The organism is Sphingomonas parva (ex Maeng et al. 2020) (genome assembly GCF_004564275.1).
GTDB lineage: Bacteria > Pseudomonadota > Alphaproteobacteria > Sphingomonadales > Sphingomonadaceae > Allosphingosinicella > Allosphingosinicella parva.
Map to the genome: position 1 here is coordinate 72,664 of NZ_SPDV01000004.1, position 16,531 is coordinate 89,194.

The window sequence follows — 16,531 nt, forward strand, 5'->3', positions numbered from 1 at the left end:
CGGGCCTTGCCAACGGGCCCGCGGCGCGGGCCGAAGAGAGAGGGAGAGGCTTGCCTTGGCGTCCGGGCGGCGCTGCAAGCCCGGCCGGCCGAGGAGCGGGTCTCCCCGGCCGGCTCCGGCTCAGAGGTCGACGCAGGCGGCGATCGATTCGAGCTTGCGGATCCGCTCCTTGAGATCGGCCATCTCGATCAGCTCGGCCATGCCGCTGCTTTCGCCGCGCGCCTGCGCCGCGCCGCCCAGCTCGAGGCGCTTGAGCTCGAGCCAACCGGACCAGGCGCGCAGGCCGGCAAGCAGGGTGAGGCCGAGACCGAGCAGGGCGAAGCTCGCGAAGACGGCCATGGTCAGCACTTCGTTCATTGTCCTTCTCCTCCCGGAGGGCCGGTCCGGGCGCGGACGTCTCGGCGTCCCTGCCGCCCGGACGGGCGCTGATTGTCCGGCCGGCGCTCAGCGCAGGCTGTCGATTTCCTGGGCCAGGGTCCGGTTCGGGCTGGCCACGTAGCTGTCGACCTCGATCATTCGGCGGTCGATGTCCCGCATCGACTCCCTCAGGTCCCGCGCCGACAGCGCCGAGCGCGGCCGGCCGGCATCATCGGCGAGGCTCGCCGCCCCCTTCTTGGCAAAGACGGCCGCGGCGCCGTAGGCGATCAGCGTCCAGGGGAAGGCGCCGAACAAGGTGATGAGGACGAGTCCGACGCGGATCAGGGTCGCATCCCAGCCGGTCATGCGCGCCAGGCCGGCACAGACACCCAGCAATTTGCCGTTGCGACGGTCGAGACGGAATGTGCGGGTCACTTGATCCTCCTGAGGTTTTCGTTGTCGCTGCGGTCTTCGAGACCGGTCGAAAGGGGGTCGGCGGCCAGGGCGCGCCAGTTCGGGGCATCGGCGGCAAGGATCCGCTCGACGGTGTTGAGCCGGTCCTCGACGCGGCGGGACAGATCGTAGAGATCCTCGATCAGCCTCTCGTCGTCGCCGGTCAGCGTCGCGGCCGTCTTCCAGCGCGTGATGTAGTGGAGAATGAGCCACGGCAGGCCGATGAAGATCGCCGGGATGATGATGATCTCCGAGCCCATCTCAGGCCTCCCGGCCCGCGAGGCGCGCCTTCAGGGCTTCGAGCTCGGCCGCGACCCGCTCCTCGTTGCGCAGCTCGGCGATCTCGTCGTCGAGCGTCTTCGGGGCACCGAGCGCGAGCGCATCGGCACGGCCCTCGGCGAGATCGGCGCGGCGCTCGAGCAGGTCGAAGCGCGAGAAGGCCTCGTCCACCTTGGAGCCGGCGTACATCTCCCGCATCCGGGCGCGGTTGTGCGCGCTCTCGAGCCGGGCCTGGATGGCGCTCTGCCGGGTCCGGGCATCGCGCAGCTTGCCCTGCAGCTTGGCGACGTCGGCTTCCGAGGCGCGGAGCGCATCGTCCAGCATCGCGATCTCGCCGGCGAGGCTGTCGGCCAGCTCGGCCGCCTTCTGCCGCTCGTTCAGCGCGCCCTTGGCGAGATCCTCGCGCCCCTTGGAGAGGGCCAGCTCGGCCTTCTCGGTCCAGCTGTCCTGGAGCTGGGAAAGGCGCGCGACCTGGCGGCGCATCTCCTTCTGGTCGGCGATGGTCCGCGCGGCGGAGGCGCGGACCTCGACGAGGGTCTCCTCCATCTCCATGATGATCATCCGGATCATCTTGCCGGGGTCCTCCGCTCTATCGAGCAGGTCGGAGACATTGGCGGCGACGATGTCGCGGGTGCGGGTGAAGATGCTCATCGGCACGAACTCGGTGAAGGTGCGCCGCGACGGCTCGGGGCGCCGGGGCGGCTGCGGGGCATGGGGGCGGCACGGCCGCGGCGGCGGCATCCGCACGAGCTCGTCGCGGCCGACATGGATCGCCTCAGGCATGGAGCGAAACCTCGGCCTGCGCGATCTGGGCCGGCGAGAGCTCGGCGAGCTGGGCGGGGGCGGCCGAAGCGACCACCGTCGTGGCGGTGAGAAGGAGGGCGGCGACCGCCGCAATGGCGCGTTCCCGAAGGGTGTCGAAGTTGAACATGGCGTGTCTCCCTGGTCTGTCCGGTCCGCTGTGTCTGCGGCTTGCACGACAGATTACAAAGGCTGTGCCAAGTCTCGGGAATGGCGGATTTCCGGCAAAAACGCGGCATCGCGGCCGCTTTGCGCAGCGGCTGCGGCGCCGACCTTTGGGATTTTACGCCAAGTTTCGGGAAGCGTGCGGCGGCCGCCGGTCAGCCGAAGGTGCGCGCCCGGGCGACCACCCGGCGGAGGCTCGCGCGGCGGTGGCGCGGGCCGCGGGTCGCGTCGAGCAGCTTGCCGCCGGCCATGAACACCGAGCCGGTGCAGGCGGCGAACAGCATCTTGCCGCTTATGCCCGGATATTGGTGCAGATAGACGAGCCCCCGCGTCACCGCGCCGACGGCGATGGCGTAGATGATCGCGAAGGCTTCGATACGGGTCTTGATGACGAACAACCGGGTAAGCTTTCTAAACATGCCGTTAACCGAGCAAGAGCCGGGCCAACCGCGGATTTCCGGGGCGGCCGAGGGTTAACGGCAGCGAGAGTGTAAACCTTTTCGACACGACCGCTCGCCCGCGTCCCTAGACGTCGATCTCCACCCAGGTCGGCGCGTGGTCGCTGGCGCCTTGCTTGCCGCGGGTGTCGCGGTCGACACCGGCCGCGCGCAGCAACGGGGCGGCGGCATGGTTGAGAAGCAGGTGGTCGATCCGGATGCCGGCGTTGCGGCCCCAGGCGTTCCGCCAATAATCCCAGAAGGTGTAGATCGTCTCGTCCGGCTGGAGGCTTCGGATCGCATCGGTCCAGCCCTGGTCGAGCAGGCGGAAGAAGGCGGCGCGCGACTCCGGCTGCATCAGCGCGTCGTCGGCCCAGCGCTCGGGCTTGTAGACGTCCCGGTCGGTCGGGATGACATTGTAGTCGCCGGCCAGCACGACCGGAGAGTCGAGCCCGACCAGGCCGGCGGCATGGGCGTGCAGCCGCTCCATCCAGGCCAGCTTGTAGTCGAACTTGGGGCCGGGCTGAGGATTGCCGTTCGGCAAGTACAGGCAACCCACCAGCACGCCGCGCACCGCCGCCTCGATGTAGCGCGACTGGCCGTCCTCCGGATCGCCGGCCAGGCCGCGGCACGTCTCGATCGGCTCGCAGCCCCGCGCCAGCAGGGCGACGCCGTTCCAGCGCGCCTGCCCGTGCCAGAGCGCGCCATAGCCTGCTTTCTCAATGGCTTTGATCGGGAACTTCTCGTCCGGTGCCTTCAGTTCCTGAAGACAGGCGACGTCGGGCTGCGTCTCCTCGAGCCATTCGAGGATCAACGGAAGCCGGCCATTCACCCCGTTGACGTTGAACGTGGCGATCCTCATCGCGTCCGAATCCGTACGCCGTGTGATCGAAATCGGACATTTTCCCGCGCGGCGGCGTCGATTACACGTGTTTTCTCTCGGGGCGCAGCTGGCATCCTATTTGCTTCTCTTGCTCGCATGGAAGCGACAATGTTCGAGGCCGGGTCCCGATCCGCGCCCCCTGCTCCGCCCTTCTTCGTCATGGAAGCCCATGGCGAAGGTGTCCGCCTGCCGCTCAGCAGCGGCACGGTCGTCCTCTCCCGCCTTGGCGCCGGACGAAGCCGCCTGCGGGCGCTCGCGCCGTCGGTCAAATACGTGCTCGAGGGCGAGGAGGTCTATGAGATCGAGGGCCGCACCCGCCGCCTCGGCGCCGGCGAGTTCATGCTGGTCGAAGCCGGCGTCGAGTTCGAGGCGCGCACCAACGGGCCGCAGCGCACCACCGGCCTGTGCATCTATCTCTCGACCGACGGCGATGCCGCGGTCGCCGGCGATCCCGCGCTCGGGCTCGGCCGTGCCCTGTCGGGGAGCCGGATCGATCCGCTCGCCGCGACGCTCGGCAATTACGCCCGGCTGCTGGCGGACCGGCCGGCCGCCGGCCCGGCGCTCGCCCGGCGGATCGTCCACGAGGCGACGATCGGCGCGGAAGATTATCTCGCCGCTTTCGCCAACCGGCTCGAGCGCCTCGCCTGCCTCAAGCAATCGACCCGCATCGAGACGCTGCAGCGGGTCGAGCGGGCGCGCTGCTTCCTCCACGATCATGCCGCGCGGCCGGTGACGCTCGAGGAGGTCGCCACCCACGCGGCTCTGTCGCGCTTTCACCTCACCCGCAGCTTCTCCGAAGTCTTCGGCCTGCCGCCGCTCGCCTATCACCGGCGCCTGCGCCTCGAGGCGGCGGCCCGGCTGCTCAAGAGCCATGCCGCCAGCGCCACCGACATCGCCGCCCAGCTCGGCTACGCCAGCCTCAGCGCCTTCACCCGCGCCTTCCGCGGCACTTTCGGCGTGCCACCTAGCCGAGTCGGCGAGCTGGCGTAGCGGCGCCGCGAGCCCGACCATCCTCCCCTGGCAGGGATGGTGTCAGGCGCAGCCTGACGGAGGGGGAACAGCGTCTGCAGACACGCGGCGCCCCGTCGAGGCGCTGACACCCCTCCACCGTGCTTCGCGCACCGGCTGCCGCGCAGCCGGGTTCCGCCTTCCGGCATGCCTTCCAGGCATGCCGCGGCTACACTCCCCTCCCTTCAGGGGCGGATTCCCACGAACCCTACTCCCCCGGCCGAGAGCGGCGCTTCGCATGGGCAAGCACGTCCTCGGGATAGAAATAGACGTCGCGCAGGGCGCCGTCGGCGTAAAGCTGGGCCTGGTCGTTGAAGTGCGACGACGCCGGGTCGCCGCTCTCGCCGCCGGCGCTGACCGCCCTGGCGCGCACCCTGTCGCCGAACTCGACGACCGCGACGAAGCTGTTGCCGCTCGTCCCGTACCAGCGTTTCGTCCCGGGATAGGGCCGCGCGCCGAACGAGGCGAGCGATCCCCAGATCGCCGAGGGGAACGGAACGGCGATGCTCGGCCCCGCGTCGGAGAAAGGCTGGACGATGTCCCCGGTAAGCCGCTGGAAGCGGTTGATCTCGCCCCAGGGCGTGCGCCAGCTTCCGAACTCGCGCTCGAGACGGGCGACGGCATCGGCCAGCGCCGCCAGCTTCTGCGCATCGTCCGTCTCTGCGAGGAGAGTCTCGACCAACTGGTTGCGCCGCGCCCGCGCCTCGGGCGTCAGATCCTGCATCAGCCGGTCCGCCCAGAAGACGGCGAGCGAATTGGGCACCGAGTCCTTGCTCCAGCGGAAATCCCAGGCGCGCAGCAGCGCCACCGGCTGCCCCAGCCGCGCCTTCAGCGGCGCGCCGGCGGGCAGCCGGTCCCAGGCGGCGACGAGCGGCGGGACCAAGGCCGCGAATCCCGGCTGCCAGCTGTCGTAGGCGGCGTCGCGCAGCGTCTCGAGCGTGAAGTCGCTGCGCGCGCCGAGCACCCGCATCGCGTGCAGCCCGCGTGGATTCTCGCCGAACGTGTCCATGTAGCGGGGGAACGCCTCCGGCCGCGGGCTCTGCGCGCCGGCCATCGAATAGGGCCAGTTGTTGGTGTTCTGCAGCCAGCCGTTCGCGGGATTGAGCGCGTGCGGCGCCTCCTCGATCCGGTGCAGGCCGCGCCAGTCGGTCGCCGGATCCGCGCCGTCCACCGGCCTCGAATAGTCGAAGCGGACGTCGCGCACCGGGATGAACTGCGGGTGGAGATAGGCGATGTTGCCCTTGGCATCGGCGAACAGCGTGTTGTTGGACGAATTCGCCTTCAGCGCCGCGACCTCGAGGAAGCTGCGATAGTCGGTCGCCTTGGTGCGCAGCCAGGATTGCTGCAGCGCCTCGACCGGCTTGTGCATCATCGCGAAGGCGACCCATTTGCCGCCCTCGGCGCGGACGATCGGCCCGTGATGGGTGCGATAGGTCTCGAACGTGCGGCTCTTCATCGTCCCGTCGGCGGCGCGGAAATGCAGGGTGACCGGGGCGGTCCGCACCGGCCTCCGCTCCTTGCCGTATCGGTAGAAGAGGCCGTCGCCGCGGCGCTCCACCGTCTCCAAAAACTCGTCGACGACGTCGACGCCGCTCGACGTGTGCATCCATCCGGCCCGTTCGTTGAAGCCCTGGTAGACGAAGAACTGGCCCCAGGTCGCCGCGCCATAGGCGTTGAGTCCCTCGCGGCTGGTCATCTGCTGCTCGGCGCGGAAGAAGAAGCTGGTGTGCGGGTTGATCAGCAGCAGCGCCTTGCCGTGGGCGGTCCGCGCCGGCGCGATGGCGAAGCCGTTCGAGCCGCGCGGCTCGAGATCGCGCGAGGCGGCGGCGATCGTCGCCCGGCCGCCGCCGTAAAAAGCCTCCAGCGCGGCAAGATCGATCCTCTCGATGTCGCCGCCGATGCTGCCCTCGGTGAACGACAGCGCCATCCACGGCTCGAAGCGGGTGATCGCCCGCGGCCGCACCTGCGGATGGGTGGCGAGGTAGAAGTTCAGCCCGCCGGCCCAGGCGTCCATCAGCGCTTTCAGCCACGCCGGCGAGGCCGCGTAGCGCGCCTGGAGGTCGGCCGGGTCCATGTAGAGCCGGGCGCGCAGGTCCTGCCAGATCGCCGTCTCGCCTTCCGCTTCGGCGAGCCGGCCGAGCGACACCAGGTAATTGGTCTCGATGCGATTGAAGTCGTCTTCCGCCTGGGCGTAGATCATCCCGAACACGGCGTCGGCATCGCGCTCGCCGCTGACATGCGCGATCCCCCAGTCGTCGCGGACGATCTCGACCCGTGCCGCCTGCGCGCGCCACGCCGCCGCCTCGGAGAAACCGACGGGTGCCGTCGCACAGGCTGAAAGGAGCAGGAGCGTGGCTCCGGCGGCTAAGCGCCGGCGGGCGCTTTTGGTGGCGAACATCATGGCACGACGCTTAGAAGCCGTCGCTCGGTGCGCAAAGCCGTTTCCCCCTCAGAAGCGGATGCTGAGCTTAGCCTTCGCGGCATGATCGCGGGCGTCGGCCCCGATCACGCCCGAATAGCCGACGCTGAGGCTGATCCGCGGGTTGAAATCGTAGCGCGCGTCGAGCTCGCCGGTGACAGCGTGCCTGTCGATCTGCTGCGACCAGATCGTCCCGCCCTGCAGCGGCGCCGCAGCCAGCGCGATCATCGGCGTGGCCGTCCGGTCGCCGAAAGCGTGGCGAATGCCGAGGCTGCCGTCGAGCGCGAAGCCGGAGTCCTCGCCGCCGAAGCGGGCGCTGCCGCGCACCCCGATGGTGGCGAGACCGAGCGCCTCCCGGCCGGTGCGCACCTCCAGCGCCGCGGTCCCGCTCTCGACGATCGGATCGAAATCGACGGTGGTGACGGCGATGCTCGCGAACGGCTCGATCGTGGCGGCTGCCGAGAGCGGCACGGAATAGCCGATCTCGCCGAACGCCTGGAACATCAGCCCGTCGCCGCTGCCCAGCATCCGCTCGTTATAGCCCGTGAAGACGGCGTCGCGGCGGACGTCGAGATCGAGCTTGGCGAGGTTGGCCCCCATCCGCGCGGCGAAGCCGCCGGCGGTGAAGCCGACATGGATGCCGGCGCCGGCGCGCTCGACCTCGGCGCGGCTGCCGAGCATGTCCACGCCCATCTTGGTCTCGAGCCAATGGCCCTGCAGGCCGATCTGCCAGCTGCCGGTGCCGAAGCTGCCTTGATGGTCGAGGCCGGCGATGAAGCCCTGGACGTCGCTGTCGAACGCCTGGCCGAGGCCGTCCGCGTCGCCGCTCCCCCAGGAGCGCACCGCCTGGAACCACGCGCCGTCCCCGTCGCCGGGCTGGCGCTGCAGCGCGACCAGCCTGTCGAGGGTCGCCTCGCGGACGAGCCGGTCGTCGAGCAGCACCCGGATCGTGGTCGCGTAGATCTCGCCGGAAAGCGCATCGAGCCCGCCCGGCAGGCCCGCCGCCCCCAGAAAGTAGAGCGGGAACAAAGGCTGCGGACTGTAGCCCGCGACGACTGCCGCATCGATGCGGTCGAGTGTGCTCTGCTGGTTCGGGCTGAAGCTCGTCCCCGCAGCGATGTTGGCCAGGCTGTTGGGCGCGAGGCGGAGCAGGACATCGTTGGCCGTGTAGAGGATCTCGGGCCGGTATGCGGCATTGAAGCCCGAGAAGCTGTTGGTGCCGAACGTGCCGTTGCGGCCGAAATCGGCGTGGAGCAGCAGATAGCTGGTACCGAACGGCACCGGCGGCGCGGAATTGGCGACGGCGATCGTGCCGGCGAGATTGGCGCGACCGGTGGCGAGGATCAGGTCAGCGCCGGTCGCGTCGACCTCGGCCAGATAGGTCGAGCCGGGCGCGAAAGTGACGTCTCCCGCGACGTGAATGACGCCGACCGAATTCCCCGGAGCGACCGTGCCGCCGGCCTGGGCGACGATGCCGCCGACGATGCCGTTGCCGAACAGGGTGCCGCCGTTGCCGATCGTCACCACCGAGCGCGCAAGCGAGCCGGCGACGTTGAGCCCGCCGCCGCGTACGAAGGTGCCGCCGGTGAAGGTGCCGCTGTCTCCGCTCATCGTCAGCAGCCCGGCGCCGGTCTTCTCCAGCATGCCGGTGCCGGTGATCCGTCCAGCATAGGTTCCACCAACGGCCTGGGCGAACTCGAGATTCGCATCGTTCCTTATGTCACCTTGAAGTGACACAGTGTTGCCGACCAGTCGGCCCGCCGAGACTCGCGTTCCGCCGCTGTAGCTGTTCGCGCCGGTCAGCGTCGTCGTGCCGGTGCCGTTGTGGAAGACCATGCCGGTCCCGCTGATCGGCCCGGCGAGGGTCAGGGCATCGCTGCGGTTGATGATCAGGAAGGCGTTGTTGACGATTGGCCCGCCGAGCGTGCCGGTGGTGCCGCCATTGCCGATCTGGACGGCACCGGCCGAGATCGTCGTGCCGCCGCCGATGTCGTTGCTGCCGGTCAGGATCAGGTTGCCCGCCCCGGTCTTGACGAGGCGGCCGGCGCCGGAGATCGTCCCGGCGAAGATCGTCGAGACGCCGTCGGTGCCGGTGGTGAGCGTTCCGCTGCCGAGCGTGATCGTGCCGGCGCCCGAGATCGTCCTGGTCTGCGCGTCGAAGCCGGCGAGATCGAGGCGCGCGGGCGCGGCCTGGGTGAAATTGCCGGCGACGGAGAGGGCGCCCGTCAGCACGGCCGAGCCGGTGCTGCCCTGGTTGAAGGCGCCGCCGATGCTGCCCCGCAGCGACGCGGTGCCGCTGTTGTCGAGCGTCCCGCCGATCGTCCCGCTGCTCGCCAGCTCGCCCAGATTGGAGACGCCGCCGGTGATGGTGCCGCTGTTCGTCGCCCGCGCCCCGGTGGCGTTGCCGAGTCCGCCGTTTACCGTGCCGCTGTTGGTGAACTGCCCCCCGCCCAGATTGCCGACGCCGATGCCGATCGTGCCGCTGTTGCTCGCCACCCCGGCGTTGACCAGCACCCCGCCGACGCGGCCCGCGTTGCTGAACGTCGCCGAATTGCCGACGTCGCCGGCAACCGAGCCGCTCGCAGCGATCGCCAGCGTGCCCTGCTCGATCGCGGTACCGCCGGCGTAGCTGTTCGCGCCCGAGAGCGTGAATGCGCCTGTCCCGGTCTTGGTCACGCTTCCGGCGCCCGCGATCGTTCCGGCGAAATCGGTCGTCGCTTCGTTCCCGCCGAGCCGCAGGGCGGCGCTGCCGAGCTGGACGTTGCCTGCCCCGGCGAGCGAGCCGATCGTCACGTCGTTGCCGGCGAGGTCGAAGGTGCCGCTCGTCGTCTGGGTCAGGGCGTCGATGCCGGTCGTGGCGCCGGTCAGGGTCAACGTGCCCGAATTGGCGACCGCACCGTTCAGCTCGCCGCGCACCTGCGCGCTGCCGCTGTTGCTCAGCCCGGTGAGGACGAAAATGCTGCTCAGGCTGCCGCTGTTGGTCGTCAGCCCGCCGATCCGTCCGCCGTTCTGCAGCACCGCCTGGTTCTCGACCGTTCCGCCGAGGCCGCTGCCCGAGGCGATGGCGAGCGTGCCGCCCAGCACCCTCGTGCTGCCGGTGAAGGTGTTCGCGCCGCTGAGCGTCAGCGGTCCCGTCCCGGTCTTGGTCAGGCTGCCCGACGATCCGCCGATCGCGCCCGAGATCGTCATCGATCCGTTGGCGGCGCCGAGCGAGAGATTGCCGCCGGCGAAAGTCACCGCCCCGGCGCCGCCGAGGGTGTTGATCGCGCTGGTGCCGGCGAGCACCGAAAGAATGCCCTGGTTGGCGAAATCGTCGACGCCGATCGTCGTGCCGGTCAGCTCGACCACGCCGGGATTGGCGACGTCGCCGCTGAGACGGCCCTGGATGCGCGCGGTGCCGGCATTCTGCAGGTCCCCGGTCACCGAGCCGAGGCTGGTGAACCGGGCGTCGTTGACGACGTTGCTGGTGATCGCGCCGCTCGCCGACAGCGCCAGCGTCCCGGCGCTGATCGTCGTCGTGCCGGTATAGGTGTTGCTGCCGCCGAGGGTGAGCGTGCCGGTGCCGACCTTGGTCAGGCCGCCTGACTGTGAAATGGTGCCGGCGAAGCTGGTGGTGCGGCCGGCGCTGCCGACGGTCAGGATCGTGCCGCCGATCCGCACCTCGCCGCCGGTCCCGGAAAGCGAGCCGATGCTGGTTGCGAAGCCGCCGAGCGAGACGCTGCCGCCGCCGAGATCGAGCCCGTCGATCCCGGTCGTCGTGCCGGTCAGGGTCACGCTGCCGGAGTCGACGGCGATGTTGCCGAGCATCTGGTTCTGCAGAGTGCTGGCGCCGCCGAGGTTGGCGAGATTGCCCTCGACCGACCCGGTCGACGAGAAGCTGCCGCTGTTCGTCACGTCGCCGGTGATCGAGCCGCCGTTCACGACGGTCGCGGCGGCGGCGTTGAACAAGGGCCCGACGACCGCGCCCGCGTTGGTCAGGCTGCCGCGATTGTCGACGAGGTCCGCGGTGACGCTGCCGGTCGCGCCGATCCTCAGCGCACCGCCGCTGGCGATGTCGAGCGTGCCGACCTGGCTGGTCCCGGTCAGGGTCAGCAGGCCGCTTCCCACCTTGCGGAAGGTGCCGTCGCCGGTGATCGCGCCCGAAAAGGTCGAGGAGGACCCGCTCGAGATCAGCCGGCCGCTGCCGAGCAGGACGCCGCCGCCGCCGGAAAGGGCGCCTATCTCCTGCAGCGTTCCGGAGACGTCGAACGTGGCGCCGGCCGAAACATCCACGTCCGTCACATTGCTCGCGAAGACGAGGTCGCTGGCGGTGCGCAGCGTGCCGCCGGCGATCGAGGTCGCGCCGCCGTAATTCGCGGCGGCGCCGAGGACGAGCGTGCCGGCGCCGGCCTTGGTCAGTCCGCCCGCGCCTTCGAGCTCGAGATCGAGCCGCGCGGTGACGTCCGCGGCCGTGTCGATGATCGAGAAGCCGCCGGTGGTCTCGAGCGCGCCGCCGCCGCCGTCCGGAACCAGCCGATAGCCGTCGGTCTGGAAGCGGAGCTCCTGGAACGCCTGGGTGCCGTCCACCGTCACCAGGCCTGCGGCCGCGCCGGCGAACACGCCGACCTCCTTCCGCCACTGATCGTTGATCGAATAGCCGGTCGGCGTCGTCCAGTTGGTGCTGGTGGCCGTCCAGGTGCCGGCGCCGCCGTCACCCCCGTTCGCGTTGCTCGCGCCGGTCAGGTCCGTGCCGTCCCAATATTGGATCAGCTGGGTGGCGCCGTCGGTGAACAGCAGATTCACCTGCCCGGCCACATTGGTCGTGACCGTCGGCGAGAATCCGGCCGGCATGCTGCCGATGCTGAGAAGGTGATCGTCGAGAGTGCCGCCGTAATTGATCAGCCGGTAATAGCCGGGGCCGAAGCCGCTGCCGAACGCCGTGACGTTGAGCACGCCGTCGAGCCGCAGATCGCCGCCGACGACGATCAGATCGTTGTTCGGGCCGTTGACGACGCCGGGCTGGCCGAGCTCGTAGTTGAGCACGCTCGCGCCGGACAGGGTGAGATCGCCGCCGATGGTCAGTGTCCCCGGACTGTTGCCGGGCGCGAGCACGCCGTTGTCCGTGACGAAGACGTCGCCGAGGAAGGTGCCGCCGCCGCTGAGCGCCGCTCCGCTCGGCCCGTTGCCGACGGTCATGCGGGCGCTCCGGCCGACGTGATCGCCGAGCGTGCCGTTGAGCAGCGTCGTGCCGCTGTTCAGCCAGAGCTCGCCGGTGAAATCGTCAGTGCCGCCGGCGACGCCAGTGAGCGTGATCGTCTTCCCGGGCGAGACGCCGATCTGGATGAGGCCGCTTCCCGTGAAGACGTTGCCGACGATCGTATCGTCGGTGCGTCCGAACAGGAGCCACGAGGAGGGATCCGCCAGCGTCACCTTGCCGCTGCCGAGCGTGCCCGACGCCTCGAACATACCGACGCCGACCTTCGTGTTCGCGGCCACCGTCGTCGCGCCGTAGCTGTTGTCGCCGTAGAGCTGGATATTGCCGCCCGCGGCGCCGCCCAGCGCCAGGTCGCCGCCGCTGATCTCGCCGCGCAGGGTGATCGCGAAGCCGTTCGGATCGATCGTGCCGCCGCCGCCGATCTCGATCGGCCGCGTCATCGTGAAGCTGCCGAGCCCTTTCAGCCGCGCGGTCGCGCCGTCGAGGACCAGGCCGTTGCCCGGGCTGCCGTCGCCGAGGTTGCCGCCGTTCGAGACGGCGAGCGTGCCTTCGGAGATCCTCGTCGTGCCGCTGTAGCTATTCGCCGCGCTCAGTGTCAGCGTGCCGGTGCCGATCTTCTCGAAGCCGCGTCCCGGCGCATCCTCGTCGATCACGCCGCTCTGCGTCGCGCTGTCGGCGCCGAGCACCTCGAGCCGGGTCGTGTCCGAGGCGATGGTGATCGGCGTCGCATTGTCGACTCCGTTCGCATAGGAGACGACCGATCCGGTCGTCTCGATGAAATTGGCCGCGCCGCCCGCCGCCAGGTTGGCGCCGAGGCGCAGCCGCGACCCGCCGTCGACGATGATCCCGCCGGTCAGGCTGTTCGTGCCGGTCAGCGTCAGGTCCGCGCTGCCGCTGAGGGTCAGGGCCAGCATGCCGTCGCCATCGCGCAGCGTTCCGGCGTAGCTGGTGGTGCCGCCGGTGACGACGAGCGTGCCGAGGCCGCCGCTGTTGGTGGTGATCCTGCCCCCCGTTCCGGAGAGCGACGAGATGGTCAGCGCGCCGTAGTAGACGTCGAGCTCGCCGCCGGTCTGCACCAGCCCGCCGATACCGAGCGCGTTGGGGGAATCGGCGATCAGGCCGCCGTCGCTCAGCAATGTGCCGCCCGAGTAGGAATTGTTGCCGGCGAGAGAGATGTCGTTCGGACCGGTCTTGACCATCGCCAGCGTGCCGCCGCCGTCAATCAGGTCGCCAGAATATTCGGCGCAGCCGCAGAAAGGATCGATGGTCAGGGTGCTGGCGGTGCCCGTAGCGAAGTTGCCGATCTGTCCTCCGAAGCCGAAGATCTCCTCGAGGGTGAGATCGAAGCCGTTCAGGTCGAGCGTGCCGCCGCTCTGGAAAAGCCCGCCGGTGCCGAACGCGTCGGCGGCGCCGAGACGCAGGGTGCCGTCCAGGATCCCGGTTCCGCCCGAAAAATCGTTGGAGCCGCCCAGCGTCAGGTCCGCGCTCCCGCCGATGGTCAGCGCCAGCACGTTCGGGCCCGTCCCGTCACGCAGCGTTCCTGCATAGGTCGTGGTCCCGCCGAACACGCCCAGGATGGCCGGGCCACCGGAACTGGTCGTGATCTCGCCGCCGGTCCCGGCGAGGGAGCCAAGGCCCAGCAGACCATAGATGTCGAGCGTGCCGCCCGTCTGGACGAGCCCGCCGGTGCCGAGCGCGCTGTCGGACGCGGTGCCGAGCACGCCGTCGCTGAGCAGGGTGCCGCCCGAATAGTCATTGTTCCCCGCAAGGAGGACGCTCCCGCTGCCCTGCTTCACGAGCGCGACCACGCCTGCGCCGTCGAGGATATTGCCGAGATAGGCGTCGCAGTCGCAGCCGGTCACGTCGAGGGTGAGCGTGCTGGTCGTCCCCGCCGCGGAATTGCGGATCCTGCCGCCGGTGCCGAAAACCTCCGTCAGGGTGAGGTCGAAGCCGGCGAGGTCGAGCGTCCCACCCTCCTGGGTCAGCCCGCCGGTGCCGAGCGCGCCCTCGGCGCCGAGCTGCAGCGTGCCGCGGTTGATGCGGGTGCGGCCGCTGTAGCTGTTCGATGCGGCGAGGACGGTCGTGCCGCGGCCGCGCTGCAGGACGGCGCCCTCGCCGTCGATCACGTTGCCGACCACCATCGTGTCGGAGCGGCCGAAGGCAAGCGCGCTGTGCTTGGCGAGATGGACCGCGCCGGTGCCCAGCGTTCCCGAGGTCGGACTGGGTGCGGACCGGTCGCCGATCGTGAGGCGGACGCCGGCGCCGACGCTGGTCGCGCCGTACGTGTTGTTCCCGGTCAGGAACACGGCCGAACGGGGATCGGTGTCGGGATCGCTGAACGACGAGTTGATGAAAGCGAAGTCGCCGCCGGACAGCGTCCCTTCGAGCGTGAGCTCGGTGCCATTGCCGTCGCCATGGGCGTCGATCAGCGCGGGCGTGGCGCCGGATCCGGCAGAGACGATGTCGTTGGCAAGGACCTCGAGCGGATCGAGCGGCGCCGCCAGCGTCGCGCCGCCGGCGATGGTGATCGTGCCGGTTCCGGCGGCGCCGTTGCCGCCGCAGCCGCAATCGGCCCACAAGGCCACCGTCCCCTGCTCGATCGACAGGCCGCCGTTGCCGAAGCCCTCGCCGTAGAGGTTGAGCGTGCCGTTGCCCTGCTTGCGCAGCAGGCCATCGAACGTCACGCCCTCGCCCGACGAAGTCTCGTCGAAATCGGCGTCGAAGCCCGCCGTGTCGATCGCGCCGCCGGCGCTGCCGATCGTGACCTTGCGGTCCGACGAATAATTGCCGGTGAGCAGCAGGCCGGCGGTCGCGCCGTCGAGCACGAGGTCGTTGCCGCCGCCGCTGTTGTTGCCGAGATTGCCATGCTCGGAGACGGCGAGCGCACCGGCGCTGACCGTCGTCGTGCCGGTGTAGGTGTTGACGGCGGTCAGCGCGAGGATGCCATCGCCGATCTTCTCGAAGCCGCGCGGCGGCGCATCCTCGCTGATCACGCCGCTCTGGGTGGCGCTGCCGGTCAGCACCTGGAGCTGGGTCGTGTCCGACGCGATCTCGATCGGCGTCGCATTGTCCACCCCGTCGGCATAATCGATCACCGATCCGGTGGTGCGGATGAAACTGCCGCTTCCCCCGGCGGCGAGGTCGGACCCGAGACTGACCGTGCCGCCGGCGATCACGAGCCCGCCGGTGAAGCTGTTGCTGCCGGACAGGATCAGCGCGTCGCCGCCAAGCTTGGTGACGCCGCCGGTGCCGGTGATCGTACCCGCGAAATCGCCGCTGCGGATCGGTGCCGTGCCGTCGATGATCAGCGTTCCGCCGCCCTGCAGAGACTTGATCGAGTTAGCCAGGAAGTTGGCGCCGGTCAGGTCGAGCGTCGCCCCGGTATCGATCCGCGTGACGGCGAGGTGGTTGGCGAGGAACGGCAGCCCGCTCGTCCCGGCCCCGGCGCGCAGGATTCCGCCCTCGACGGCGAGCAGCCCGCCGGGATCGCCGACGCTGAGGCTGGTAAAGCTCGGCGCGAGGATGATCGTGCCGCTATCGGTCGCCGAGCCGAAGCGCAGGCTGGCCGGTGCTCCCACCGTGTTGAACACGGCGACAGGCCCGGTGAAGGTCAGCGTCTGGCCGGCCGCGGCGGAGAGGATCGAGCTGCTCTCGCCGCCTTCCCACCTCAGCGAATTGGCCAGCGTGCCGGTCGCGGTCGAGCGCAGCGAACCGCCCGAAATCGCGATCCCGCCGGTGCCGAGCGCCGAGGCGTCGCCGAGGGTGACGCCGCCCGCGCTGAGGCGGCTCGTCCCCGTATAGCTGCCGGGTCCGCCGAGGATCAGCATGCCGGCGCCGATCTTCTCGATGCCGTTCGGCCCGTCCACCTCGGAGAGGCCGCCGCTCTGCGTCGCGGTGCCGGAGGCGACCTCGAGGGTGACGAGATCGGCGCCGAGCACCAGGCCGCTCGCGTTGACGATGCCGTCGTCGTAGCGGACCGTCGGGCCGCTCGCCGCGGCCGAGATGCCGGGCGCGGCGGCGAGATGGAGCAGGCCGTCGTCGATCCGCACCGGGCCGGTGAAGGTGCGCGGGCCGCTCAGGGTCAGGATGCCGGAGCCGGTCTTGGTGATGCCGCCGGCGCCGGCGACCGTGCCGGAGAAATTGCCGCTGCGGATCACCGTCGCGCCGCTGTTGGTCAGCGTGCCGCTACCCTGCAGATTCTTGATCGAGTTGACCGAGAAGTTGGCGCCGTTGAAGTCGAGCGTCGCCCCGGCGTCGATCCGCGTGACGGCAAGGTGGTTGGCGAGGAACGGCAGCCCGCTCGTCCCGGCCCCGGCGCGCAGGATTCCGCCCTCGACCGCGAGCAGCCCGCCCGGATCGCCGACGCTGAGACTGGTAAAGCTCGGCGCGAGGACGATCGTGCCGCTATCGGTCGCCGAGCCGAAGCGCAGGCTGGCCGGTGCCCCCGTCGTGTTGAACACGCCGAGAACCCCGGTGAAGGTCAGCGTCTGGCCGGCCGCGGCGGAGAGGATCGAGCTGCTCTCGCCGCCTTCCCA

At 70.1% G+C, this 16,531-nt stretch carries 10 protein-coding genes; 1 reads left to right on the plus strand and 9 read right to left on the minus strand.

What is annotated here, in order from left to right; all coding sequences use genetic code 11:
- Positions 1 to 120: 120 nt before the first annotated feature.
- From E2493_RS03610 to xth, 7 genes are all read right to left on the minus strand, one after another.
- Positions 121 to 357, minus strand: a complete 237-nt coding sequence (locus E2493_RS03610; protein WP_135083792.1) for a hypothetical protein — start codon at positions 355 to 357, stop codon at positions 121 to 123.
- Positions 358 to 444: 87 nt separating this feature from the next.
- A complete protein-coding gene (locus tag E2493_RS03615) occupies positions 445 to 792 on the minus strand; it encodes a PspC domain-containing protein (protein ID WP_135083794.1) in 348 nt (115 codons plus the stop codon).
- The gene (pspB, locus tag E2493_RS03620; protein ID WP_135083796.1) at positions 789 to 1,070 is read right to left on the minus strand and encodes an envelope stress response membrane protein PspB; all 282 of its coding nucleotides are present in this window, start codon (positions 1,068 to 1,070) and stop codon (positions 789 to 791) included. Before pspB ends, E2493_RS03615 begins: the two co-directional genes overlap by 4 nt.
- Before the next feature lies 1 nt (position 1,071).
- Positions 1,072 to 1,740: a phage shock protein PspA gene (pspA, locus tag E2493_RS03625; protein ID WP_135083830.1), complete on the minus strand. Its 669-nt coding sequence runs from the start codon at positions 1,738 to 1,740 to the stop codon at positions 1,072 to 1,074.
- 124 nt (positions 1,741 to 1,864) lie between these two features.
- A complete protein-coding gene (locus tag E2493_RS21040) occupies positions 1,865 to 2,020 on the minus strand; it encodes a hypothetical protein (protein WP_167737365.1) in 156 nt (51 codons plus the stop codon).
- Between the two features lie 190 nt (positions 2,021 to 2,210).
- A complete protein-coding gene (locus E2493_RS03630) occupies positions 2,211 to 2,474 on the minus strand; it encodes a hypothetical protein (protein WP_135083798.1) in 264 nt (87 codons plus the stop codon).
- 106 nt (positions 2,475 to 2,580) lie between these two features.
- Positions 2,581 to 3,354 (minus strand): exodeoxyribonuclease III, encoded by a 774-nt coding sequence (xth, locus tag E2493_RS03635; RefSeq protein ID WP_135083800.1) that lies wholly within the window; start codon positions 3,352 to 3,354, stop codon positions 2,581 to 2,583.
- A 117-nt stretch (positions 3,355 to 3,471) separates the two neighbouring features.
- Between xth and E2493_RS03640 the strand changes: the two genes are divergently transcribed.
- On the plus strand, positions 3,472 to 4,365 hold the full coding sequence (locus E2493_RS03640) for an AraC family transcriptional regulator (protein WP_135083802.1): 894 nt from the start codon (positions 3,472 to 3,474) through the stop codon (positions 4,363 to 4,365).
- Between the two features lie 226 nt (positions 4,366 to 4,591).
- Here the strand turns inward: E2493_RS03640 and E2493_RS03645 are convergent, their stop codons facing one another.
- Positions 4,592 to 6,781: a penicillin acylase family protein gene (locus tag E2493_RS03645; protein ID WP_135083832.1), complete on the minus strand. Its 2,190-nt coding sequence runs from the start codon at positions 6,779 to 6,781 to the stop codon at positions 4,592 to 4,594.
- Between the two features lie 51 nt (positions 6,782 to 6,832).
- A complete protein-coding gene (locus E2493_RS03650) occupies positions 6,833 to 16,456 on the minus strand; it encodes an autotransporter-associated beta strand repeat-containing protein (RefSeq protein ID WP_225421126.1) in 9,624 nt (3,207 codons plus the stop codon).
- Between the last annotated feature and the right edge of the window lie 75 nt (positions 16,457 to 16,531).

What these genes read in the sequence shown, in the direction of transcription:
- pspA (WP_135083830.1), bottom strand. Translation starts at nt 1,740, where the DNA reads ATGAGCATCTTCACCCGCACCCGCGACATCGTCGCCGCCAATGTCTCC.
- pspB (WP_135083796.1), bottom strand. Translation starts at nt 1,070, where the DNA reads ATGGGCTCGGAGATCATCATCATCCCGGCGATCTTCATCGGCCTGCCG.
- xth (WP_135083800.1), bottom strand. Translation starts at nt 3,354, where the DNA reads ATGAGGATCGCCACGTTCAACGTCAACGGGGTGAATGGCCGGCTTCCG.
- E2493_RS03610 (WP_135083792.1), bottom strand. Translation starts at nt 357, where the DNA reads ATGAACGAAGTGCTGACCATGGCCGTCTTCGCGAGCTTCGCCCTGCTC.
- E2493_RS03640 (WP_135083802.1), top strand. Translation starts at nt 3,472, where the DNA reads ATGGAAGCGACAATGTTCGAGGCCGGGTCCCGATCCGCGCCCCCTGCT.
- E2493_RS03645 (WP_135083832.1), bottom strand. Translation starts at nt 6,781, where the DNA reads ATGTTCGCCACCAAAAGCGCCCGCCGGCGCTTAGCCGCCGGAGCCACG.
- E2493_RS21040 (WP_167737365.1), bottom strand. Translation starts at nt 2,020, where the DNA reads ATGTTCAACTTCGACACCCTTCGGGAACGCGCCATTGCGGCGGTCGCC.
- E2493_RS03630 (WP_135083798.1), bottom strand. Translation starts at nt 2,474, where the DNA reads ATGTTTAGAAAGCTTACCCGGTTGTTCGTCATCAAGACCCGTATCGAA.